Raw genomic sequence first — 20799 nt, forward strand, 5'->3', positions numbered from 1 at the left:
CCGCCCACCGACGACAACCGCGAGAAAGACAAGGGGAATCCCATGAAGGTGGAACTGGAAGCCGACAAGTGCGTCGCCTCGGGACAGTGTGTGGTCGCCGCCATGGACGTGTTCGACCAGGACGACGACGGCATCGCGATCCTCCTGACGGAGCAGATCGGCGACGACCAGCTCGACGACGTCAAGGAGGCCGTAGCGGTCTGCCCGGCCGCGGCGATCCGGCTGGTCCAGGCGTGAGGCGGATCGCCGTCGTCGGCGCCTCGGCCGCCGGGCTCTCGGCGGCCGAGACGCTGCGCCGCGAGGGGTACGACGGCACGATCACCCTCGTCGGTGAGGAGCCCGAACCTCCCTACGACCGGCCGCCGTTGTCCAAGCAGGTCCTGGCAGCGGAGTGGGAGCGGGACCGGCTCGCGCTGCGCACCTCCGCCGACCTCGCCGCGCTCGACCTCGACCTGCGGCTCGGTGTCGCGGCGACGGGCCTCGAACTCGTCTCCCGCACCGTGGAGTTGGGCGACGGCTCCGAGGTGCCGTACGACGGACTGATCGTCGCCACCGGGGTACGGCCGCGCCGCCTGCCCGGTGAGGGCGCGCACGTGCTGCGCACCCTGGACGACGCGCTCACGCTGCGGGAGCGGCTGAGGCCGGGGCAGCGGCTGGTCGTGGTGGGCGCCGGTTTCCTCGGTGCGGAGGCCGCCGCGGTCGCCTGGCGGCTCGGTGCCGAGGTGACCGTCCTCGAACCCGCCGCGGTGCCGCTGGCGCACGCGGTCGGTGCGGAGGTCGGGCGGATGCTGGCCCAGGTCCATGTGGACCGCGGCATCGACCTGCGGTGCGGAGTCACCGTGACCGAGGTGACCGAGGACGGCGTCCGGCTCGCCGGTGGCGAGGAGATCGAGGCGCACGAGGTGCTCGTGGCCATCGGCTCGCTGCCCAACACCGAGTGGCTGGAGGGCAGCGGGCTCACGGTGGGCGACGGGCTGGTGTGCGACCAGTACTGCGAGGCGGCGAAGAACGTGTACGCGGCCGGCGACGTCGCCCGCTGGTACAACCCGCTGTTCGGCGCCTCGATGCGGATCGAGCACCGCACCAACGCGGCCGAACAGGGCATGGCGGCAGCCCGCAACCTGCTCGCCGCCGAGGGGGCGCGCAAGCCCTTCGCGCCCGTGCCGTACTTCTGGTCCGACCAGTACGACATGAAGATCCAGGCGTACGGCTTCCTGCGCGGGCACGACGAAGTCGCCGTCCTGGAGGGTGATTTGGCGCAGCGCCGGTTCGTCGTCGGATACCGCACCGGCGACCGCGTCAGCGGTGCCCTCGCGGTGGGCATGCCGCCCAAGGCGATCCGGCGGTGGCGGCAGGCCATCGCGACCGGAGCGGCCTGGCACGAGACCGTGCGGACCGGGGCCCCGGCGGCCGAGGTCTGAGAGTGCAGGACGTGAGCCGATGTCCGTTTCGGGGTTGGGCCTGGGTTAGGAGCCCTGGTCGGCGGGGCGAGTGGACGGTCAGGGGCAGGGCTGAGCGAACAGGCCGGGCTCGGGTTCGGTGAGGATGCCCCGTGTGACCAGGCGTTTCACCTTGGAGCGGATGCCTTCGGTGTTCTTCGGGACGATGGGCAGGTCGAGGGCCCGGCAGAGGTCGCGGGCACGCAGCGGCTTTCCGGTGTCGGCGAAGGTGGTGAGATCTGCTGGTAGGCCGGGTGGTCCGGGACGTCGGGTCGGGCCGGTTCGTCGGTGGGGGCCGGTGCGGGGATGTCGAGGAGGGTCTTGCGGGTGATGCGCAAGTTCTCGCTTTCCGCGTCGAGTTCCCTCAGCCGGGCGGTGAGGTCCTCAAGGCGGGAGCGGATCTCTCCAGCCTGCCCGCCGAGTTCGGCCTCACGGGCCTCGACGTACCCAGAACACCCGGGAGCGGGAGCTGGCGGGCCGTGTGATTAGTCGCGCACGAGACGCCGGTAGAACATCAGGATCCCCGTTGCTGCTCGATGATCCACCGCTTGGCCTGCGGGACGAAGCCGGTGTCGGCCGGGTTGCGCTCGACGATCTCCACGTCGATGCCGTACTGCTTGCCGTGATCGACCACGGTCTTCTTGAACCCTTGGTCGACCAGGGCTTTTTCGACCCTGTCGGTCTGGCGGCCACGCCGTCCAGCAGGGCGGTGCCCGCGGCGTTGTCGTGCGCGGACGCCAGCAGCACGACGGCCTCGACGACCAGGCCCACAGTGTTCTATGACGCCGGTACGCGATTCGCGCCGGCATCGAAGCCGCCCTCTCCCAGAACGTCCGCGCCTGCGGCCTGCGCCGAAACCGCTACCGAGTCCTGCCGAAAACGCACATCGGGCACGTCCTGACCGCACTGGCCTGCAACGTCACCCGCATCGCCGACTGGATCGCCGAACCGACCCGCCCCCCGGCGGGCACCAAGCCACTTCCGTGTCCTCTGCACCGCCCACAGCAGACCCCGGCAAGATCGGCTTCGCGGGGGACGGGAGCCCACTCGGCCCACTCGGTGAGGTGTTGCCGGGAAAGGATTTCTGTGGGGTTCAGAGCGCGGCGACGACGCGTCGCAGTGTGCCCGGCGCGATGCGCAGCATGGCGGGCATGACCTTCGTCTGACCGGGGAATGCCATGTTCCGCCCCCGCCGAAGAGCTTTCATCGTGACCGCCGCCACCTGTGCGGGAGTCAGTTTCTTCCCCGTGGCTTCGGCGTTCATGGGCGTGTCCGTGGACGGTGGGAGGACCTCGAGGACATGGGTGCCCTGCGGGGCGAGTTGACGGCGCAAGCCGTCCGCAAAGCCGTGCAGGCCGGCCTTCACCGCGCCGTGGGTAGGCGCGCGAGTGGGCGAGACCAGAGCGAACCCCGAGGTGATGAATACGATCGCGTCCGGCGATGGCCATCGCTCGAGCACTTCACCCGTCAAGTGCATGGGGGCGGTGAGGTTCAACGCCACCTCGGCATCGAGAGTCGCATTGGGGTTCTTGCCGGCGGCATAGTCTCGTTCCTCGAACGTACCGGCGTTGTTGACCAACACGTCCAAACGCCCGAAGCGATCAGCGACTGCTTGCAACAGCGCCGCCCGATCAGCTGCGTTCGTCACATCAGCCCGCACGGCCAGTGCCTGCGGGTGTGCCTGCGCGAATCGGTCAAGCGCAGCCTGCGAACGCCCGCAGACGACGACAGACGCCCCGAGCTCCACGAAGGATTGCGCGAGGCTCAAGCCGATGCCTGAGGTTCCGCCAGTGATGAGTACGGTCTGTGACATGATGTCGCCTCTCCGTGCACCGTACCGATTGGTACGAAAATACTCTAGCACATCCGTACCGATCGGTACCGAAGGAGTAGGATGAAGAAATGACCTCGACAACACCGGCCCCTCCTGGCAGGCCTCGCGCGTTCGACATCGACGAGGCACTCGATCGTGCAGTCCTGGTGTTCTGGTCAAAGGGCTTCGAGGGCGCCAGCCTTGACGACCTCACCGAAGCGATGGGCATCAGCCGCCCCAGCCTGTACAGGGCGTTCGGCAGCAAAGAAGACCTCTTCTACAAGGCGCTGGAGCGGTACACCGAGGGCTTGACCTCCTACTTCGCTCGAGCTCTGGCAGCGCCCACAAGTGGAGCAGTGGCTACTGCTGTGCTGCACGGGACGGTCGAGGCGGCCACCATGCCGGGGTTCCCCACGGGCTGTCTTGGCGTGCAGGGTGCGTTGGCCACCGGGGAGGAGAGCCGCCCGGTCCGAGACGCACTCATCGCATGGCGTGAGGAGGGGATAGCCCACCTGACGCGCCGGTTCCAACAGGGGGTGGACGCCGGTGACCTGCCGCCTTCCGCAGATCCTCATCTTCTTGCGCTCTACCTGAGAACAGTCGCCAATGGGATCGCCGTCCAGGCCGCGAGTGGTAGTTCCCGCCCTGAGCTGCTGCAAGTCGCCAACCTCGCGTTGGGCAGCTGGCCAAAGTTGTAGTCAGCTGGTCAGCCCGGGACCTGATGCCGACGCGGCAGACGTGCGGGGAGAAGTCGGCCCGCCGGAACCTGTACGAGGAGGCCATCCGCCGGCCGGCCCTCAAACGACGCCCTGCGCAGCGACGGCACCGTTCTTCCCCTGCCTACCCGCAGCACGCCCGCGCCGTCCTGAATCCGGCGTGGCGCGCAGCCAAGTGCAGATGATCAACTGTTCATCAAGCCGTGCGTGGCGACGGCATCCCGGCTCCCGCCCTTGTCGCGTCGGTGCCCCAGCTGGCCAGCAGTCGTAGTGCCTCCGCCGACGGGGAACCGGGTTCGGCGTGGTACGTCACCAGCATCCGTTCGTGGGCGTCGGCCTGGCGGAACGACTCGACGCGGAGGTCGAGTTCGCCGACGAGCGGGTGGTGCAGGCGCTGGACGCCGTGGCACTGCTCCTTGACGTCGTGGGTGGCCCACAGCCGCCGGAACTCCTCGCTTTTCACGGAGAGTTCGCCCACCAGCGCGGACAGCCGGGGGTCGTCCGGATGGGAGCCGGCGTCCAGGCGTAGCTGAGCGACAACGTCGTTCGCTTTGTCCTCCCAGTCCACGAACAGGTCGCTGTACTCGGGCTTCAGGAACACCAGCCGTGCCCAGTTCCGCTCCTGCGCCGGCAGCTCCGCCCAGTCGCCGAAGACCGCCGCGGCCATCCGGTTCCAGGCGAGGATGTCCCCCCGCCGTCCCACGAGGATCGCCGGGACGCCGTCCATGGTGTCCAGCAGCGTCCTCAGGGGGCCCCGAACCTGCTGGGTGCGACCGGGCGGCTTCTTCTTCTGTTTCGGCTTCGCCAGGTGCGTGAGGTGGGCGTGCTCGGCGTCGCTCAGCCGCAGCGCGCGGGCGATGGCGTCGAGGACCTCCGCCGACACGTGCCGCCCGTTGCCCTGCTCCAGCCGCGTGTAATAGGCCACCGACACTCCGGCCAGCTGCGCCAGCTCCTCGCGGCGCAGCCCCGGCACCCGCCGGTACCGTCCAAAGCTCCGCAGCCCCACGTCCTCCGGCTTCAGCCGGGCCCGCCGGGTGCGCAGGAACTCGCTCAGCTCGGCACGCGGGTCCAGCGCGTCGGCGGGCTCGCGCACCGGTTCGGCGTATTCGTCCATGCCTCGAGTATCCACGGTCGGACGCACACCTTCCTGACCCAGCCAGTAGTAGGCATCGCGGGCATAGGCAAAGCCGTGACCTGGGTGAATACCGGATCGCCCAGCACGCTGGTGACCGTGCCCGGCTGGAAGGCAGCCGGGACGTGGCTTGCATCAGGAACGGAGCACACCCCATGACCACAACACAGGCGACCGAGTCGAGGACGCGCCAGAGCGAAACGGCCGCGGAGGCGGTCGGCCGCCTTCGTGCGACGTTCAACACCGGCGTCACCCGCACACTGGACTGGCGCGTCGACCAGCTGCAGCGGCTGCGGGCACTGCTGGTCGAAAACGAGCAGGAACTGATCGAAGCGCTCTGGGCGGACCTGCGGAAGAACGCCACCGAGGCGAAGACGCAGGAGATCGACTTCACTGTCGCCGACATCGACGAGGCGCTGGCGAATCTGGAGAGCTGGCTTCAGCCCCGCCCGGTGGAGGTTCCCGCCCACTTCGGTGGTCCCGCGACCACGGCGTACACCACGTACGACCCGCTCGGGGTCGTCCTGGTGATCGCACCGTGGAATTTCCCGCTGCACCTTCTCATCGACCCCATCATCGGCGCCCTGGCCGCAGGGAACACCGTGGTGGCCAAGCCGAGCGAGATCTCGGTGCACACATCGGCAGTGGCTTCACGCCTCCTGCGAGAGTACTTCGACGCCGACGTGCTCACCGTGGTCGAGGGGGGCGCCGAGGAGACCACGGCCCTCCTGGCGCAGCGCTTCGACCACATCTTCTACACGGGCAATGGCACGGTCGGTCGGGTCGTCATGGCCGCAGCAGCCAAGAACCTCACCCCGGTCACGCTCGAACTCGGGGGCAAGTCGCCGGTCTTCGTGGCGCCCGACGCCGACGTGGACGAGACCGCCAAGCGGCTGGTCGGCGCCAAGTTCGGCAACGCCGGTCAGCAGTGCATAGCCCCCGACTACGTTCTGGCCGATCCTGCCACCGCTGCCGCACTGGTTCCCGCCCTCCGCGTGGCGGTCGAAGCTCAGTTCGGCACCGCTCCGCAGACCGCGGCCGACTTCGGCCGGATCATCAACGAGCGGCATTTCGACCGGCTCACTCGTCTGCTGGATTCCGGCCGGGCGGCGGTGGGAGGCCAGCACGACCGTGACGACCTGTTCATCGCACCGACCGTGCTCACCGATGTCGACCCCGCATCGCCGGCCATGCAGGAGGAGATCTTCGGTCCGATCATCGCCGTCGTGGAAGTCGAAGACCTCGATGCCGCCATCACCTTCATCAACGAACGCGACAAGCCCCTCGCGCTCTACGCCTTCACCGAGTCCGAGGCCATCAAGTCGCGCCTGGTGAACGAGACGTCCTCCGGCGGCGTCGCCTGGGGCCAGCCGGTGATGCAACTGCTCATGACCGGCCTGCCTTTCGGTGGCGTCGGCGAAAGCGGCATGGGCCGGTACCACGGCCGGTACTCCCTCGAGACGTTCAGCCACCTCAAGGGTGTCGCGGACGTCCCGCTCAGCTAGCCTCGCGCTTTCGTCAAGCAGGCTGCCCGATGGGCGAGCCTCTTCGCGGAGGCGCGTCGAGGGAGTCGGTCGCGGCGCGGGGTGCAGACACCGATCCGTACCGACTCCGGCGGCGGCACCCATGACTTCGTCGCCTGGCCTGCTGCTGATCGTGCGCAAGGAGCGAACGCCCGTAATCCGGCGGGCAGTTGAGCTTGACCGGCGTCGACACCGACGCCGACGGCATGCGGCTCTCACCGCGTTCACCGCCAACACCACCCCCACCCCGATCGCGGTCCTGGAACCGCGTCAACGTCAGCGGGCCGGCGCCTGCCCGAGGACCGCATCCGCGCCTCCGCCGGGACAGCGTGGACCCCCTGCGGAGCAGACCTTCATCCCGTTTCCCTCCGTATTGCAGAAAGAAAGAAACCCATGTCTGCCAACACTTCAGAAGTTTCGCCCGTTCCATCGCTTTTCTCCCCCGTCTCTCTCGGGAAGATCGAGCTCGCCAACCGCGTCGTCATGGCACCGATGACCCGGGTCCGGGCCGGTTCCTCCGGCATCCCCGGGGACCTGATGGTCGAGTACTACCGGCAGCGGGCGAACGTCGGGCTGATCATCGCCGAGGGCACCTACCCCGACCACGCGTCGCAGGGGTATGTCGGTGAGCCGGGCATCGCCACCGACGAGCAGGCGGCCGGCTGGCAGCGGGTGTTCGAGGCGGTGCACGCCGAGGGCGGCCGCATCGTCCTGCAGATCATGCACGCCGGCCGCCAGGCCCACCCCGACATCAACGGCGGCCGCCGCGTCCTCGCCCCCAGCGCGATCGCCAGGACCGGCGAGACGTTCACCGAGAAGGGCGAGCAGCCCTACCCCGTACCGGAAGCGATGACCACCGCAGAGGTCCGTGCAGCCCTGGAGGACTTCGTCACCGCGGCCCGCCGGGCCATCGAGGCGGGAGCGGACGGCGTGGAGATCCACGGCGCCAACGGCTACCTGCTCCACCAGTTCCTCTCCCCGGCGGCCAACCAGCGCACCGATGAATACGGCGGCTCGCCGCACAACCGCGCCCGCTTCGTCGCCGAGGTCGTCACGGCGGTTGCGCACGCTGTGGGCGCCGAGCGGGTCGGGCTGCGGATCTCGCCGGAGGTCGACTTCGGGGACGTCTTCGAAACCGATCGGGACGACGTCCTGGCCACCTACGGCACCCTGCTCGACCAACTGCGCCCGCTGGGCCTGGCCTACCTCTCCGTACTGCACACCGAGCCGGGCGGCGACCTGGTACAGGAGCTGCGGCGGCGCTTCGACGGCAAGCTGATCGTCAACACCGGCCCCTTCGGCGGGCAGACCACCCGCGAGCAGGCGCTCCAGCAGATCGAGGCCGGCCACGCCGACGCCGTGGTCGTGGGCCGGGCCCTCATCGCCAACCCCGACCTGGTCGAGCGCTGGCAGGGTGGCCACCCGGAGAACGAGCCGCGGCCGGAACTGTTCTACGGGCCGGGCGCCGAGGGCTACACCGACTACCCCTTCCTCGAAGCGGCTTGAGGCCCACGGTCACGCCTGTCCATGCGGCAGCCCCACTCACCCATGGACAGGCGCCCGACCGGTGACACTGTGCCCGCCCTTGTGAGCCCGCGGTCACACCGGCGATCACCGGCCCTAGGGCCGTCGGGTCCGTCAGTGCGGGCACGGCAGGTCTGCGAGGCGGTGGACATGGAGATCGCGCCCAACAACATCAACCGACAGGGCAATACAGACATCAAGTCACGTACCGCCCTCTGGGTGTTCCGGGGGAGCGCCGGCACCGGATCGGCTGCCGGCGCTCCCTCCCGCACCCGCGGACCGCCGGAGATTACTTGAGTTACGCAACAAGATGGTAAACTGGCGAGTATGTCCTCACAGCCGCTCCCCGACGTCCCCGCGTCCCCGGAAGTCATCGAGATCGAGCGGGCGCTCACCCGCATCACCTACCTGAGCACCCGGGCCCGGCAGCACGACCGGCTGATGTCCCTGGCCGAGGTGCCGTTGGACCGTGCCGCCGTGGCGCTGCTGCGGCAGGTCGCCGACACCGAACCGATGCGCCCGGGGGAGCTGGCCAACCGACTGGGTGTGGAGGCCTCCCACGTCACCCGCACCGTCCAGCAGCTGCAGAAGTCGGGCTATGTCACGCGCGTCCCCGACCCCGACGACCGGCGCGCCCAGCGCATCCAGCTCACCGAGGCCGGTCAGCAGGCGATCGACCGCATCCGCGACGCGGGCGCCCGCGGTATGCAGCTGGCCCTGGCGGAGTGGTCGCCCGAGGAGCTCCGGCAGCTGGCCGGGCTCTTCCACCGCATGGTGGACGACTTCCTCTCCCACGCGATCGACGACGACAGCGAGGAGCCGACACCGGCCGGGACCGCCTGACCCTCATCGCACCGGAAGGCGCGGAGCGGACTGGCGCACCGGTGCGGGCTCGCGCAGCCCCCGCAGCAGCAGGCCACCCAGCGCCGGCAGGACGACCAGGGGCACCAGCGCGGTCCGCAAAGACGTCGTGTCGGCCAGCGCCCCGAGCGCCGGCGCGGCCAGCCCGCCGACGCTCACCGTCAGGCCCAGCGTGACCCCGCTCGCGGTACCCACCCGCCCCGGCAGAAAGTCCTGACCGAGGGTGACGTGCAGGGAGAACGGCACGTAGAGGCCGGCCGAGGTGAGGGCGACGAACAGATACACCGCGGGGCCAGGGACGAGCACCACCCCGGCCACGGCGAGCACGGTCAGCGCATACGCACGGCGCACCACCGCGACGCGCCCGTACCGGTCGGCGAGCCGGCCCCCGAGGACCGTGCCCACCGCGCCGCCCGCGTAGAGCACGCACAGCGCCGCCGTACCGGCCACGTCCCCGCCGCCGACGCGCTCACGGACGTACAGCGAGACAAAGGCGCTCAGCCCGACGAACACGACCGACCGGCACACCACCGCGCCCGAGAGCCGCAGGAACGACGGCCAGTCGTCGCGTCCGGAGCTCTCGGTCGGCCGACCGGCCGGCGCGCGGACCCGGGAGGCGCGTACCGCCGCCGCGCACAGGGCCGCGCCCGCCACGGCCGGCACGACCAGCAGGGGAGAGGCGTGCAGCCCGCCCATGGCGATCACGGCGGCGACCAGCAGCGGGGCAAGGGCGAAGCCGACATTGCCGCCGAGCGAGAACCACCCCATTCCCGTGTTGCCGCCGGACGCGACGGCTCTCGCCGCCCTGGCGGCCTCCGGATGGTAGGCCGCGACCCCGATCCCGGACACGGCGACCGCCGCCAGCGTGAGCGGATAGGAGCCGAAGACCCCGCTCAGCGCGACCCCCGACCCTGCGGTCAGCGCGCTCAGCGGCAGCAGCCACGGCATCTCCCAGCGGTCGGTGAGCGCGCCGAACAGCGGCTGCACCACCGACGACAGCAGGGACGCGGCCAGGACGATGCCCGAGGCGGCCGCATACGAATAGGCGCGCTCGGCGACGAAGAAGGGCACCAGGGCGGCGACGGCCCCCTGGTACACGTCCACACAGGCGTGACCGAGCGACATCAGCGTGAGGGAACGTTTCCTGGACACCGGACGAGCTTCGCCAAAGTGGTGCCTGGCCCGCTTCCGATAATCTGCCCAATGATGTCGAACATCCGCCAGCCGGCCCTGCGCCACACGCCGTCGGCGCCCACGCGTGCCCAGCACCTCGCCGCAGGCGAACGCATCGACGCCCACCGGCACGACGACCACCAGATCGTCTACGCGGGCTCCGGTGTCCTCGCGGTCACCACCGACGTCGGCACCTGGTTCGCGCCCGGTACCCGCGCCATCTGGGTCCCCGCGGGCACCGCCCACGCCCACCGCGCCCACGGCCGGCTCGACCTGCACCTGGTCGGCCTCCCCGCCGACGACAACCCGCTCGGCCTGGACGCCCCGACCGTTCTCGCCGTCGGCCCGCTGCTGCGCGAGCTGATCCTCGCCTACACCCGCGACCCCGCCGACGACAGCCCCGAACGCCACCGCCTGCTCGCAGTCCTGCGCGACCAGCTGCGCGCCTCGCCCCAGCAGCCCCTGCTGCTGCCCACCCCCACCGATCCCCGCCTGGCCGAGGTCTGCGCGCTCGTCCACGCCGACCCCGCCGACCCGCGCACCCTGGCCGCTCTCGGCGCCGCGACCGGGGCCTCGGAACGCACCCTCAGCCGACTGTTCCGCGGCGAGTTCGGCATGACCTTCCCGCAGTGGCGCACTCAGTCGCGGCTCTACCACGCCCTGCGCCTGCTGGCCGACGACGTCCCCGTCACGACTGTCGCCCACCGCTGCGGCTGGTCCTCCGCGAGCGCTTTCATCGACGTCTTCCACCGCTCCTTCGGCTACACCCCCGGCACCCACAACCGTCGTTCCCGGTGAGGGCGCAGGCCGCTGCACGAGGTGCTTGTACCGTCCAGTAGTGTGCGCGGCAGCCCCCAGGAGGAGGAACCGTGCCACGGTCCCCACGCTCGCCCCTGCTGCTCGCCGGCCTGCTGGCCACCGCGGGCGTCACCCACTTCGCCGCACCACGTCCGTACGACGCCACCATCCCGCGGGCCCTGCCCGGCAGGCCCCGGACCTGGACCTACACGAGCGGTGCCGTGGAGCTCGCGCTCGCCGCCGGTCTGGTGCTGCCGAAGACCCGGCGGACCGCCGCGCTCGCCACGGCCGCCTTCTTCGTCGGGGTGTTCCCCGCCAACGTCAAGATGGCCGCCGACTGGCGTGACCGTCCCGCACCGCTGAAGGCGGCGGCCCTCGGACGGCTGCCGCTGCAACTGCCGCTCGTGCTGTGGGCACGCAGCATCGCGAAGAACGGGGAGGGCCAGGCATGAGCAAGGCGATGGAAACCGGCGACACCGTCGAGGACTTCGAGCTCCCGGACGAGACCGGCACCAGCCGCAAGCTGTCCGAGCTGCTCGCCGACGGCCCGGTCGTCCTCTTCTTCTACCCCGCGGCGCTGACCGCCGGCTGCACCGCGGAGGCCTGCCACTTCCGCGACCTCGCCGCCGAGTTCGCCGCGGCCGGCGCCCGGCCGGTGGGCATCAGCGGCGACACCGTCGAACGCCAGCAGGAGTTCGCCGGACGGCACACCCTCGGCATGCCCCTGCTGTCCGACGTCGACGGCAAGATACGCGAGCTCTTCGGCGTCAAGCGAGGCTTCTCCATGGCGCCCACCAAACGTGTCACCTTCGTCATCGCCCAGGACCGTACGGTGCTGGAGGTCGTCCGCAGCGAACTGCGCATGAACACCCACGCCGACCGCGCCCTCGAAGCCCTGCGCGCACACCGGCAGTGACGGGCGGGGCCCGGTTGCACCGTTTCGGTTGATGCGGCCTGGCAAAGGGACCATCCTGGACGATATGGAGCACGTCTCCGCTACGGCGACCACCGATGCCTCAGGCATGGTGACGGGGTGGAGCGAGGGTGCCCGGCGGCTGACGGGACGCACGGCCGAGGAGGTCGTGGGGCGGGCGGCACGGGAGCTGCTCGCCGAGGACCCGCCGGGACCGGCCGTGGCGGCGCTGAAGGGGACCGTCGTCCTGCGGCACCGCGACGGCTCCTCTCTCACGCGCTTCGTGGAGGCGTGCCCCGTCCTGAGCGGGAACGGCACCCCCGCCGGATACGTGATCACCGCCCGGCCGCCCGGCTCCGCCGAGCCGACCCTGGCCGGACAGGCCTTCCAGCAGGCGGTCATGTCCATGTCGGTCTTCGACGCGCGTCAGCACTACCTGCGCCTCAACGACGTGGCCTGCCGGGTCATGGGGGTCCCGGAGGAAGCCCTGCTCGGCCGGTTCTTCCCGGACACCGTCGAGGACGCCGAACACAGCCGCGGGTTCCTGGCCGGCCTGCGCCAAGTCGCCGAGACCGGCAGACCGTTCCGCTACGAGAGCTTCACCGGTGCGCCCGCCCTCAACCGGGATCACGCCTGGACCATCGAGATGTGGCCCGTGCGAGAGGAAGGCTCCGAGGAACTCACCGGGGTCGCCCTGGCCGCGTTCGACAACAGCGACCAGTACTGGGCCCGCCAACGGCTGGCCCTGCTCAACGAGGCGGCGGCAGCCATCGGCACCACCCTGGACGTGGTGCGCACCGCCGAGGAACTCGTCGAACTCCTCGTGCCCCGGTACGCCGACTTCGCCAGCGTGGACCTGCTCGACTGGGTGCTCGGCGCGGACGAGCCGCCGACCGCGCTGGAGGGCGACATCGTCCTGCGCCGCGTCGCCCACGGCTCCGGACACGAGGGCACCCCCGAGGCCGCCGTCCGCCTCGGCGAGACGGACGTCTACCGTGCCTCCTCGCCGCCCGCGCGGGCCCTGCGGGAGGGGCGGGCGGCCCTCAGCCAGGCCGGCGAGCCCGACTTCATGCGCTGGGTCGCCGAGCGCAACGCCCGCGCCCCAGCCGGCCGCACGTACCGCAAGGGCGTCCACTCCGTGCTCGCCGTGCCGCTCAAGGCCCGCGGCACCACCCTGGGCGTCGCGGTCGCCGTCCGCATCGCCCACCCCGACGACTTCGGGGACGACGACGCCGTCCTCGGCGAGGAACTCGCCAGCCGGGCCGCCGTATGTGTCGACAACGCCCGCCGTTTCGCCCGCGAACGCACCACCGCACTGGCCCTGCAGAACAGCCTCCTGCCGCGCGGCCTGCCCGGACAGGCCGCGGTCGAGGTCGCCCACCGCTATCTGCCCTCCGGCTCGCTGGCCGGCATCGGCGGCGACTGGTTCGACGTCATTCCGCTCTCCGGCAGCCGCGTCGCCCTGGTCGTCGGTGACGTCGTCGGCCACGGCATCCCCTCCTCGGCGACCATGGGCCGTCTGTGCACGGCCGTGCGCACCCTCGCCGACGTCGACCTGCCGCCCGACGAACTCCTCACCCACCTGGACGACCTCGTCACGCACCTCGCCTCCGACGACCGCCCCGATGAGGGGGTCGAGGTCGCCGAGCTCGGCGCCACCTGTCTCTACGCCGTCTACGACCCCGTCTCGCGCCGCCTCACCGCGGCCGCCGCCGGTCACCCGCCACCCGCCGTCGTCCTGCCCGACGGCACGGCGCGCCTCGTCCCCCTGAGCACGGGGCCTCCGCTCGGCGTCGGCGGCCTGCCCTTCGAGGCCACGGAGATCGAATTGCCCGAGGGGGCTGTGGTCGCCCTCTACACCGACGGTCTGACCCAGGACCGGGACCGCGACGTCGACCACGCCACCGACGAACTGTGCCGCGCGCTCACCGCGAAGACGGACACCCTGGACGAACTGTGTGACACCGTCCTGAAGGCCGTACTGCCCGAGGAACCCAGCGACGACGTGGCCCTGCTGCTGGCCCGCACCCGGGTTCTCGGCGCGGACCGGGTCGCCACGTGGGACGTCGAGCCCGACCCCGAGCATGTGGCCGCCACCCGACAGGCCGCCACCGAGCAACTCGCCGTCTGGGGACTGGAGGAGGCCTCCTTCGTCACCGAACTCGTCGTCAGCGAGCTGGTCACCAACGCCATCCGCTACGGCGAACCGCCCATCCAGCTACGGCTGATCCGTGACCGCACCCTCATCTGCGAGGTCTCCGACGGCAGTTCCACCTCACCGCACCTGCGGCGCGCCCACGCCTTCGACGAGGGCGGCCGCGGGCTGCTGCTGGTCGCCCAGCTCACCCAGCGCTGGGGGAGCCGGCAGACCGGCAGCGGAAAGACGATCTGGGCCGAGCAGTCGCTGGAACCGCCCGAGTTCTGATCACTTCGCTCACTCGAAGGAGCAGCCGGGGTTCGGCACGTCCTCCGAGTACGGCGAGCCGTGCGGGAGCACGTACAGCACCTCCAGGACGAGCGGGGTGGACCCTTCGTTGCGGCCGAGGTGGACATCGCTGGGGCCGCCGGGCTCGCGCACCACGGTGCCCTGCGGATAGACGCCGTCACTGGCGCAGTCGGCGTGGTAGTGGCTGAGGGTGCCCTGCTTGACGTATCCGTAGACGAGACCGTCGTGGTAGTGCCAGCCGGTCGCCTGGCCCGGCGGGACGGTGATCTCTCTGAGGACGTAGTCGGTGTCGCCCACGGTCTTCTGGGCGATCAGCGTGCCGGTCACTCCGGGGCCGGGCGGGGTCGCCTGTGCGGTGCCGCCGACGAAGACGGTGGCGGTGACGACCGCGCCGGATATGGCGGTACGGAGCGCGATGCGCATACGGAAGGCCTCCTGGCTCGTGTTCTGCGCGACGACGTGTCGCGGTGAACGTCGCTGTGAACATAGGCGCACAGAAGGCCAGTTGGGGCGAAATTCGGTGGATCTTCCGGCTCAGTTCTCCTCGGCGGCGACCTGGGCGAGGGTCCGGCCGGTCCGCACCGAGCGTGCCCGGCGTGGATCGGGCGTGCCGTGTCCCGGTGCCCGCCCCTCGGCCGCCTTCACCAGCAGCCAGGACCCCTCACGGAACCGGGTGAGCGCGTACGTGCCGTGCAGTTTCGACCCGCGCAGCCGGAACGTGGCGTGCCCGCGCTCCAGCGACTGTCCGAAGTCGACGGGACGCCCCTTCTTGTCATGGCTGAGGGGTTCGTACGTCCCGTGGTCCCAGACGATCACGGTGCCGCCGCCGTACTCGCCGTGCGGGATCACGCCCTCGAACTCCTCGTACTCCAGCGGATGGTCCTCCGTGGGCACGGCGAGCCGCTTGTCCTGGGGGACGTCGGAGGGGCCCTTCGGAACCGACCAGGACTTCAGCACGTCGTCGACCTGGAGGCGGAAGTCGAAGTGCAGGGTGCTCGCGTCATGGATCTGCACGACGAACCGCGGCTTCGCACCGGCGTGCCCTTCCCGGCCCTCGGGCTCACCGGTACGTGCGAAGTCCCGCTTGCCGTGGTAGTCCCGCAGTCGCTGACTCACACGCCCCGGGTACCCCTCCCGCGGTTCAGAACTCCTCGTGCACCTCCGGGTCCCCGCCCAGGCGCCGGTGCGCACGGTCGGCGATCGCCGCCATCTGCGCCTCGCTCAGCTCGAAGCCGGACACGGCGAGGTTGGTGCGCTGCCGTTCGGGGTCGCCGGACTTCGGGATCGGCAGGGCGCCGAGCTGGACGTGCCAGCGCAGGATCACCTGGCCGGGCGTGACACCGTGCGCCTCGGCGACGCCGGCCACGGCCGGGTCGTCCAGGAGGTCCGAACCCCGGCCCAGCGGGCTCCAGCTCTCCGTCACGATGCCCTTGTCGGCGTGGAAGGCGCGCAGCTCGTCCTGCGGGAACAAGGGGTGCAGCTCGATCTGGTTGACGGACGGCAGGACCCCGGTCTCCTTCTCCAGCCGCTCGATGTGCGCGGCCGTGAAGTTGGAGACCCCGATCGACCGCACGAGGCCGTCCTCGCGGAGCTTGATCATGGCCTTCCAGGAGTCGACGTACTTGTCGACGCGGGGGAGCGGCCAGTGGATCAGATACAGGTCCACGTACTCCAGGCCGAGACGGGTGCGGGACTCCTCGAAGGAGGCCAGGGTCTCCTCGTGGCCGTGATGCCGGCCGGGCAGCTTCGTCGTCACGAGGATCTCCCCGCGCGGGACGCCGCCGGCGGCCACGCCACGGCCGACACCGGTCTCGTTCCGGTAGTTCGTCGCCGTGTCGAGGAGCCGGTAGCCGCTCTCCAGGGCGGTGGCGACCGCCCGCTCCGCCTCGGCGTCGTCCATCGGCCAGGTGCCCAGACCGAGGGCGGGGATCTTCGTACCGTCGTTGAGCGTGTGTGTCGGGATGCTGATCACGTCCGGACCTTCCCTTGACTGTGTCGTCCCCCCAGCCTCACGGACAGGGCGGGCAATGATCAACCGGACGGGCGCGGACGAGGGCAGCGGACCCTCGTCAGGGGACGGTGTGGGCCGTGCCGCCTTCAGCGGCGAGTGCTGCGGCGATCCGCCGGTGGGCCTGTCGGCGTTCCTCGTCCGGGAGGGGCGGCAGGAGTTCTTCCCATACGGGAAGGAAGGTTCCCCGCAGCTGCATGAGCCCCGCGGGCCGGGCGAGCAGCCAGAAGTGCAGGTGGGCGGCCCCGTCACCCCACCGGTTGACGTGGACGCGGGCGACGCCGTCGAGGCTGCGCACCGCCCGCTCCACCCGCTGGAGCAGGGGGCCGAGCTCGGCCGCGCGTTCGGCGGGCAGGTCGGTCAGGTCGTAGTGGCCGCGCGGTTGCAGCATCACCACCGCCGGGAGGCGGGACTCGGTGCCGACCGCGTCCAGCCGCCAGTGGTCGTCGGACCAGAGGGCTTCCGTCACGGGCTTGCGGCAGGTGGGGCAGTCCTCGGGGCCGTCCTCGCCGGAGCGGGCGGGCTCGGGGAGGACGGGGGACTGCAAGGGCTTGACCCGGAGGTCGCCTTCGAAGGGGAAGGTCTCCCAGGCGGCCACCGAGTCGGCGGGCAGGGGCAGCTGTTCACCCGCCCGGAGGCGCCGTACGAAGGGGCTGGGCTCCTGGGGAGTTGAGGGAACGGTCACGCTGGGCAGTCAACCATGGGTGACGCGCCCCGCAGGGCGCGGACTTCGGACACATGCCGGCGATCAACGGAGCACGCATGACGACGGACAAGGGCACGGCGGAGTGGGACGCGGGCATCGAGGTGAACCCGGTGGCCGGGCACATCGGGGCCGAGATCACCGGGGTCGACCTGGCCGGCGATCTCGACGACTGCGTGGTCGCCGCGATCCGGGCGGCGGTGCTGCGCTGGAAGGTGGTGTTCTTCCGCGGACAGAAGCTCGACCACGCCGGGCATGTGGCCTTCGCCCGCAGGTTCGGTGCGCCCGTCGTCCTGGGTAAGCGCGGCGGTGCCTCGCCCGCGGACTTCGCGGAGATCGAGACGACCGCCGACCGCCTGGAGCTGGGCGGGAAGTTCGGCATGGAGCACGAGGAGTGGCTGCAGCGTCGGCGGCACACGCTGCTGCGCGGCTGGCACTGCGACCACGGCGCCCGTATCGACCCGCCCGCGGCGACCATCCTGCGCGCCGAGACCGTTCCGCCGTACGGCGGCGACACCACCTGGTCCAACCTCGCGGCCGCCTACGCCGGACTGTCCGCTCCGGTGCGGGAGTTCGTGGACGGCCTGCGCGTGGAGCACCGGCTCGGGGTCGGCTACCAGCCCCGCCCGGGCGACGACGCCTACGTCCGCCACCTTCTGGACCATCAGGTCGCCTCGCTGCACCCGCTGGTGCGGGTGCACCCCGAGTCGGGGGAGCGGATCCTCTACGTCAACGGCTACTACGTCGAGCAGATCTCCGACCTCTCCCGTGCCGAGAGCCGGGCGATCCTCGACATGCTCCTCGAGCAGGCGGTCCGGCCCGAGTACACGGTGCGTTTCCGCTGGGAGCCCGGCAGCGTGGCCTTCTGGGACAACCGCGCCACCATCCACCTGGCCCCCGGCGACAACGCCCACCTCGGCTTCCCCCGGACCATGCACCGGGTGATGCTGGCGGGGGACGTGCCGGTGGGGCCGGACGGGAAGCCGTCGGAGGCGATCACCGGGACCGAGTTGGGGCGCTGGTGAGGTGAGGTGGCCCGGAGGGGCGCTACAGGGCGGCGCCGGGCGACTGGCCCGCAGGCCCTACGCGCCCGGCCGCCACCCCAGCGTCGGCCCCAGTTTCGTCGCCATGTCCGTGAGGATCTGCACATAGTCCTCGTGCTCGAAGGTGAAGGGCAGCGCGAACGCGACCTCGTCGACCTCACGGAACGCGGCGTGCGCGTGCAGCCGTTCGGCGATCTCCTGCGACGTGCCGACGATGTCCGGCGCGAACATCAACCGCGCGGGGCCTTGCGGTGACGTGGTCCGAGGGGTGCGCTTCGCCGCGTACCCCTCGTACTTCGCGCGCTGCTCCGGGGAGGCCGAGTCGGTGGGGATGACGACGAGCCCCTGGGACACCCGGGCGTCCGCGCCGTCCGGGTGGGCGGCGCGGAAGGCGCGGATGTGCGAGAGCTGGATCTGAGCGAAGTCGTACGGGCCCTCGCCACCCTCCGCCTTGACGACGCTGCTGGTCAGGAAGTTCATGCCGTGCTCACCGGCCCAGCGTGCGGAACTCAGGCTGCCGCCGCCGTACCAGAGCCGTCGGCCGAGGCCGGGGGAGTGCGGCTGCACCCGGTCGGAGAACACCTCGAAGCCCTGCACCCCGCTGAAGTCGCTGGCCGGCTTGCCGCGCACGAAGTCCAGCAGCCGCCGCACCCGCTCGTAGGAGAAGTCCTCGGCGTCGGCCGTGTCCGGGTACAGCGCCCCCTTGACCTCGTCGAAGTGCATCGGCGGGCCCACGCTCACACCCGGGTTGATCCGGCCGCCCGACAGGATGTCCACCGTCGCCAGGTCCTCGGCCAGCCGCAGCGGGTTCTCCCAGCCGAGCGGGATCACGGCCGTGCCGAGCTCGATGCGGCTGGTGCGCTGCGAGGCCGCCGCCATGACGGCCACGGGGGACGAGATGCCGTACTGGAGATGCCGGTGGCGCAGCCACGCGGTGTCGAAGCCGAGCCGCTCGCCCAACTCGATGATCTCCAGCGTGGACTCGTGGCCGCGCCGCGGATCCGCCTCGTCGAACAGGCCGATGGTCAGGAAGCCCAGTTTGCGCAGAGGGCGGGGGGACGACGGCACGGGCTCCTCCGGGTTGTTTGATGTATCAAGTAGTACGGCAGTGCCAACCCGCCCGTCCCGCATGATGTTCCCGCTCGTCGGGCCGTTCGAGTCAAGATCGGGGCAAGGGAATGGTCACCTCGTCCTCGACCGGCGGGTCGATCTCCTGGGCGAGGTTGCCGGTGGCCGCGAAGCAGCGCAGACGCACCGCGTCCGGAGCGACGTCCAGGCGCAGGAAGCACTTGAAGAACGGCGGGCTGTACGTCGCCGAGCTGGGCGAGAACAACTGCGTGTAGATCTTGCGCACCGGGAGGCGGAAGCGCGAGGTGCGGTCCGGGCGGCCGCCCGCGCCCAGGAGACTGGCGACCAGGCGAGTACGGAAGGTGACGCGCGCCGGCTCGCCCGGGAGGCGCGTGGGCGGGATGCCGAGTCGCTCGGCGATCACCGCGGTGGCCTCGGCCTCGGTGAGGGTGAAGAAGCGGCGCAGGTGCAGCCGGCGGCCGTAGAGCCTGCTGTAGAAGGCCAGGGAGTCGCCGCGCAGTGGATAGCAGCGGAAGTCCTTCTCGGCGACGTTCGCGATCGAGATGTGCGGGATGGTGTGGGTGGCGTGCATGAACGCGCCGCCGCCGCCCGAGACGACGTACTGGATGGTGCGGCCGTCCACGTCGACCGGGTAGCGCTGGTAGTTGTGGATGTCGCCGCCTATCGCCGCGACGAAGTGGTGCTCGGGGGCGCGCACGATGTCGTCGACCGTGCCGCCGCCCTCGATGGCGCAGGGGTGGTGCTCGCCGTCCACGTACAGGGGTGAGCCCGTGATGAGGATCTTCGGGCGCGGGCCCCGCGAGACCTCGCGCAGCCAAGCGCCCTGTTCGGCGTCGATGGTGCCGAGCAGCCCGGTGTCTATGCCGATGATGCGCAGCGGGCCGGCGTCGACGGCCCAGTACGGGCCGGGCTGGGCGGTCCGTTGGGCCGGTGCCGCACGCAACTGGCGTGCCTCGTCCAGATGTTGGCCGTCGTCGGCGCGCGGTCGGTGCCACAGCAGGGAGCGCAGCCAGGCGCGGGTCAGGGGGCGGGGCGCGGGCTCGGGATCGAGGGGCGGGGCGTCGTCGCAGAAGACGCGCATGAAGGCGCCGAGGTCCTCGTACCAGTCGTGGTTGCCGGGTATCGCGTAGATGGGCGCCGGATAGTCCTGGTACGGACGGAAGAACTTGGTGCCGTAGTCGTCCGCGCTGCCCACCGGATAGATCACGTCACTGGCGACGACCGCGAACCGGGTGTCCTGACTGATCTTCAGAAACCCAGGCACGACGGCGTATTGAGGATCGTCACCCTCGCCGGTGTCGCCGATGACCATGAACGAGAACTGTTCGGGGTCCTCGCGCCGGATCACCTTGTCGGCGGGTGCGCCGGCCGCCGCGCGCTGGGCCACCCAGCGGCTTCGGGTACGGCCGGTCGGGTCCCCGAACCAGGAGGCGACCACGCCGTTGCGGGCGGCCCACAGCGTCCTCGGGTTCAGCCACGAGATCTTCTCGACCTTGGACGGCATCAGCTGCCGGTACTCGCCGAGTTGGGCAGAGCCCCAGCCGGCGCCTTCGGCGGTATCGCGTGAGGAGTCAGACACCGGTGCACCGTAACAACGATCTGGAACCGGCCCGGAAGG

General features: G+C 70.9%; 21 protein-coding genes. 12 read left to right on the top strand and 9 right to left on the bottom strand.

What is annotated here, in order from left to right; all coding sequences use genetic code 11:
- The first annotated feature begins 42 nt into the window (after window positions 1-42).
- From AQJ46_RS37025 to AQJ46_RS59135, 3 genes are all read left to right on the top strand, one after another.
- Complete coding sequence (locus tag AQJ46_RS37025) at window positions 43-237, top strand: ferredoxin (protein WP_059209735.1); 195 nt, start codon at window positions 43-45, stop codon at window positions 235-237.
- Complete coding sequence (locus AQJ46_RS37030; RefSeq protein ID WP_059209736.1) at window positions 234-1421, top strand: NAD(P)/FAD-dependent oxidoreductase; 1188 nt, start codon at window positions 234-236, stop codon at window positions 1419-1421. The genes AQJ46_RS37025 and AQJ46_RS37030 overlap by 4 nt, the downstream gene beginning before the upstream one ends.
- A gap of 813 nt (window positions 1422-2234) precedes the next feature.
- Complete coding sequence (locus tag AQJ46_RS59135; RefSeq protein ID WP_079072597.1) at window positions 2235-2594, top strand: transposase; 360 nt, start codon at window positions 2235-2237, stop codon at window positions 2592-2594.
- Here AQJ46_RS59135 and AQJ46_RS37040 read toward each other — a convergent pair.
- Window positions 2533-3252, bottom strand: a complete 720-nt coding sequence (locus AQJ46_RS37040) for an SDR family NAD(P)-dependent oxidoreductase (RefSeq protein ID WP_059209738.1) — start codon at window positions 3250-3252, stop codon at window positions 2533-2535. The genes AQJ46_RS59135 and AQJ46_RS37040 overlap by 62 nt on opposite strands.
- A gap of 89 nt (window positions 3253-3341) precedes the next feature.
- Between AQJ46_RS37040 and AQJ46_RS37045 the strand changes: the two genes are divergently transcribed.
- Entirely contained in the window at window positions 3342-3950 is a 609-nt protein-coding gene (locus AQJ46_RS37045) for a TetR/AcrR family transcriptional regulator (protein WP_059209739.1), read from the top strand.
- A 214-nt stretch (window positions 3951-4164) separates the two neighbouring features.
- Here the strand turns inward: AQJ46_RS37045 and AQJ46_RS37050 are convergent, their stop codons facing one another.
- A complete protein-coding gene (locus AQJ46_RS37050) occupies window positions 4165-5082 on the bottom strand; it encodes a helix-turn-helix domain-containing protein (protein ID WP_059209740.1) in 918 nt (305 codons plus the stop codon).
- A gap of 173 nt (window positions 5083-5255) precedes the next feature.
- On the opposite strand from AQJ46_RS37050, the gene AQJ46_RS37055 reads away from it, so the two are divergent.
- The 3 genes from AQJ46_RS37055 to AQJ46_RS37065 all read left to right on the top strand — a co-directional run bounded on the left by AQJ46_RS37055 (window position 5256) and on the right by AQJ46_RS37065 (window position 8990).
- On the top strand, window positions 5256-6605 hold the full coding sequence (locus tag AQJ46_RS37055; RefSeq protein ID WP_059209741.1) for an aldehyde dehydrogenase family protein: 1350 nt from the start codon (window positions 5256-5258) through the stop codon (window positions 6603-6605).
- 411 nt (window positions 6606-7016) lie between these two features.
- Entirely contained in the window at window positions 7017-8129 is a 1113-nt protein-coding gene (locus AQJ46_RS37060; protein WP_059209742.1) for an alkene reductase, read from the top strand.
- A 345-nt stretch (window positions 8130-8474) separates the two neighbouring features.
- Entirely contained in the window at window positions 8475-8990 is a 516-nt protein-coding gene (locus tag AQJ46_RS37065; protein ID WP_059209743.1) for a MarR family winged helix-turn-helix transcriptional regulator, read from the top strand.
- 3 nt (window positions 8991-8993) lie between these two features.
- Here AQJ46_RS37065 and AQJ46_RS37070 read toward each other — a convergent pair whose 3' ends face one another.
- A complete protein-coding gene (locus AQJ46_RS37070) occupies window positions 8994-10133 on the bottom strand; it encodes an MFS transporter (RefSeq protein ID WP_059209744.1) in 1140 nt (379 codons plus the stop codon).
- A gap of 78 nt (window positions 10134-10211) precedes the next feature.
- Here AQJ46_RS37070 and AQJ46_RS37075 point away from each other — a divergent pair, with 78 nt between their 5' ends.
- From AQJ46_RS37075 to AQJ46_RS37090, 4 genes are all read left to right on the top strand, one after another.
- Window positions 10212-10979 carry an AraC family transcriptional regulator gene (locus tag AQJ46_RS37075; protein ID WP_404828501.1) on the top strand — a complete coding sequence of 256 codons (768 nt, stop codon included), beginning with the start codon at window positions 10212-10214 and terminating at the stop codon, window positions 10977-10979.
- A gap of 71 nt (window positions 10980-11050) precedes the next feature.
- Window positions 11051-11431, top strand: a complete 381-nt coding sequence (locus tag AQJ46_RS37080) for a DoxX family protein (protein ID WP_059209745.1) — start codon at window positions 11051-11053, stop codon at window positions 11429-11431.
- Window positions 11428-11895 (top strand): peroxiredoxin, encoded by a 468-nt coding sequence (locus tag AQJ46_RS37085; RefSeq protein WP_057612595.1) that lies wholly within the window; start codon window positions 11428-11430, stop codon window positions 11893-11895. Before AQJ46_RS37080 ends, AQJ46_RS37085 begins: the two co-directional genes overlap by 4 nt.
- 64 nt (window positions 11896-11959) lie before the next feature.
- Window positions 11960-14317, top strand: a complete 2358-nt coding sequence (locus tag AQJ46_RS37090) for a SpoIIE family protein phosphatase (RefSeq protein ID WP_059209746.1) — start codon at window positions 11960-11962, stop codon at window positions 14315-14317.
- Window positions 14318-14326: 9 nt separating this feature from the next.
- Here AQJ46_RS37090 and AQJ46_RS37095 read toward each other — a convergent pair whose 3' ends face one another.
- From AQJ46_RS37095 to AQJ46_RS37110, 4 genes are all read right to left on the bottom strand, one after another.
- Window positions 14327-14761, bottom strand: a complete 435-nt coding sequence (locus AQJ46_RS37095) for a cupin domain-containing protein (RefSeq protein WP_059209747.1) — start codon at window positions 14759-14761, stop codon at window positions 14327-14329.
- Window positions 14762-14872: 111 nt separating this feature from the next.
- Window positions 14873-15454 carry a DNA polymerase ligase N-terminal domain-containing protein gene (locus tag AQJ46_RS37100; protein WP_059209748.1) on the bottom strand — a complete coding sequence of 194 codons (582 nt, stop codon included), beginning with the start codon at window positions 15452-15454 and terminating at the stop codon, window positions 14873-14875.
- Window positions 15455-15479: 25 nt separating this feature from the next.
- A complete protein-coding gene (locus tag AQJ46_RS37105) occupies window positions 15480-16310 on the bottom strand; it encodes an aldo/keto reductase (protein ID WP_059209749.1) in 831 nt (276 codons plus the stop codon).
- Window positions 16311-16407: 97 nt separating this feature from the next.
- Entirely contained in the window at window positions 16408-17031 is a 624-nt protein-coding gene (locus tag AQJ46_RS37110) for an HIT family protein (protein WP_079072575.1), read from the bottom strand.
- Between the two features lie 77 nt (window positions 17032-17108).
- Here AQJ46_RS37110 and AQJ46_RS37115 point away from each other — a divergent pair, with 77 nt between their 5' ends.
- A complete protein-coding gene (locus AQJ46_RS37115; protein ID WP_059209750.1) occupies window positions 17109-18074 on the top strand; it encodes a TauD/TfdA dioxygenase family protein in 966 nt (321 codons plus the stop codon).
- A 57-nt stretch (window positions 18075-18131) separates the two neighbouring features.
- On the opposite strand, the gene AQJ46_RS37120 is transcribed toward AQJ46_RS37115, so the two are convergent.
- Both AQJ46_RS37120 and AQJ46_RS37125 read right to left on the bottom strand, forming a co-directional pair.
- Window positions 18132-19160 (bottom strand): LLM class flavin-dependent oxidoreductase, encoded by a 1029-nt coding sequence (locus AQJ46_RS37120; RefSeq protein ID WP_059209751.1) that lies wholly within the window; start codon window positions 19158-19160, stop codon window positions 18132-18134.
- A 91-nt stretch (window positions 19161-19251) separates the two neighbouring features.
- Window positions 19252-20760, bottom strand: a complete 1509-nt coding sequence (locus AQJ46_RS37125) for a metallophosphoesterase family protein (protein ID WP_059209752.1) — start codon at window positions 20758-20760, stop codon at window positions 19252-19254.
- Window positions 20761-20799 lie beyond the last annotated feature (39 nt).

Origin of the sequence: Streptomyces canus (assembly GCF_001514145.1) — a bacterium.
GTDB classification, from domain to species: domain Bacteria; phylum Actinomycetota; class Actinomycetes; order Streptomycetales; family Streptomycetaceae; genus Streptomyces; species Streptomyces canus.

Excerpts from the sequence above, each read along its gene's own strand:
- AQJ46_RS37115 (WP_059209750.1), top strand. The coding sequence starts at position 17,109 with ATGACGACGGACAAGGGCACGGCGGAGTGGGACGCGGGCATCGAGGTG.
- AQJ46_RS37075 (WP_404828501.1), top strand. The coding sequence starts at position 10,212 with ATGATGTCGAACATCCGCCAGCCGGCCCTGCGCCACACGCCGTCGGCG.
- AQJ46_RS37090 (WP_059209746.1), top strand. The coding sequence starts at position 11,960 with ATGGAGCACGTCTCCGCTACGGCGACCACCGATGCCTCAGGCATGGTG.
- AQJ46_RS37050 (WP_059209740.1), bottom strand. The coding sequence starts at position 5,082 with ATGGACGAATACGCCGAACCGGTGCGCGAGCCCGCCGACGCGCTGGAC.
- AQJ46_RS37085 (WP_057612595.1), top strand. The coding sequence starts at position 11,428 with ATGAGCAAGGCGATGGAAACCGGCGACACCGTCGAGGACTTCGAGCTC.
- AQJ46_RS37070 (WP_059209744.1), bottom strand. The coding sequence starts at position 10,133 with ATGTCGCTCGGTCACGCCTGTGTGGACGTGTACCAGGGGGCCGTCGCC.
- AQJ46_RS37040 (WP_059209738.1), bottom strand. The coding sequence starts at position 3,252 with ATGTCACAGACCGTACTCATCACTGGCGGAACCTCAGGCATCGGCTTG.
- AQJ46_RS37045 (WP_059209739.1), top strand. The coding sequence starts at position 3,342 with ATGACCTCGACAACACCGGCCCCTCCTGGCAGGCCTCGCGCGTTCGAC.
- AQJ46_RS37025 (WP_059209735.1), top strand. The coding sequence starts at position 43 with ATGAAGGTGGAACTGGAAGCCGACAAGTGCGTCGCCTCGGGACAGTGT.
- AQJ46_RS37060 (WP_059209742.1), top strand. The coding sequence starts at position 7,017 with ATGTCTGCCAACACTTCAGAAGTTTCGCCCGTTCCATCGCTTTTCTCC.
- AQJ46_RS37055 (WP_059209741.1), top strand. The coding sequence starts at position 5,256 with ATGACCACAACACAGGCGACCGAGTCGAGGACGCGCCAGAGCGAAACG.
- AQJ46_RS37065 (WP_059209743.1), top strand. The coding sequence starts at position 8,475 with ATGTCCTCACAGCCGCTCCCCGACGTCCCCGCGTCCCCGGAAGTCATC.
- AQJ46_RS37095 (WP_059209747.1), bottom strand. The coding sequence starts at position 14,761 with ATGCGCATCGCGCTCCGTACCGCCATATCCGGCGCGGTCGTCACCGCC.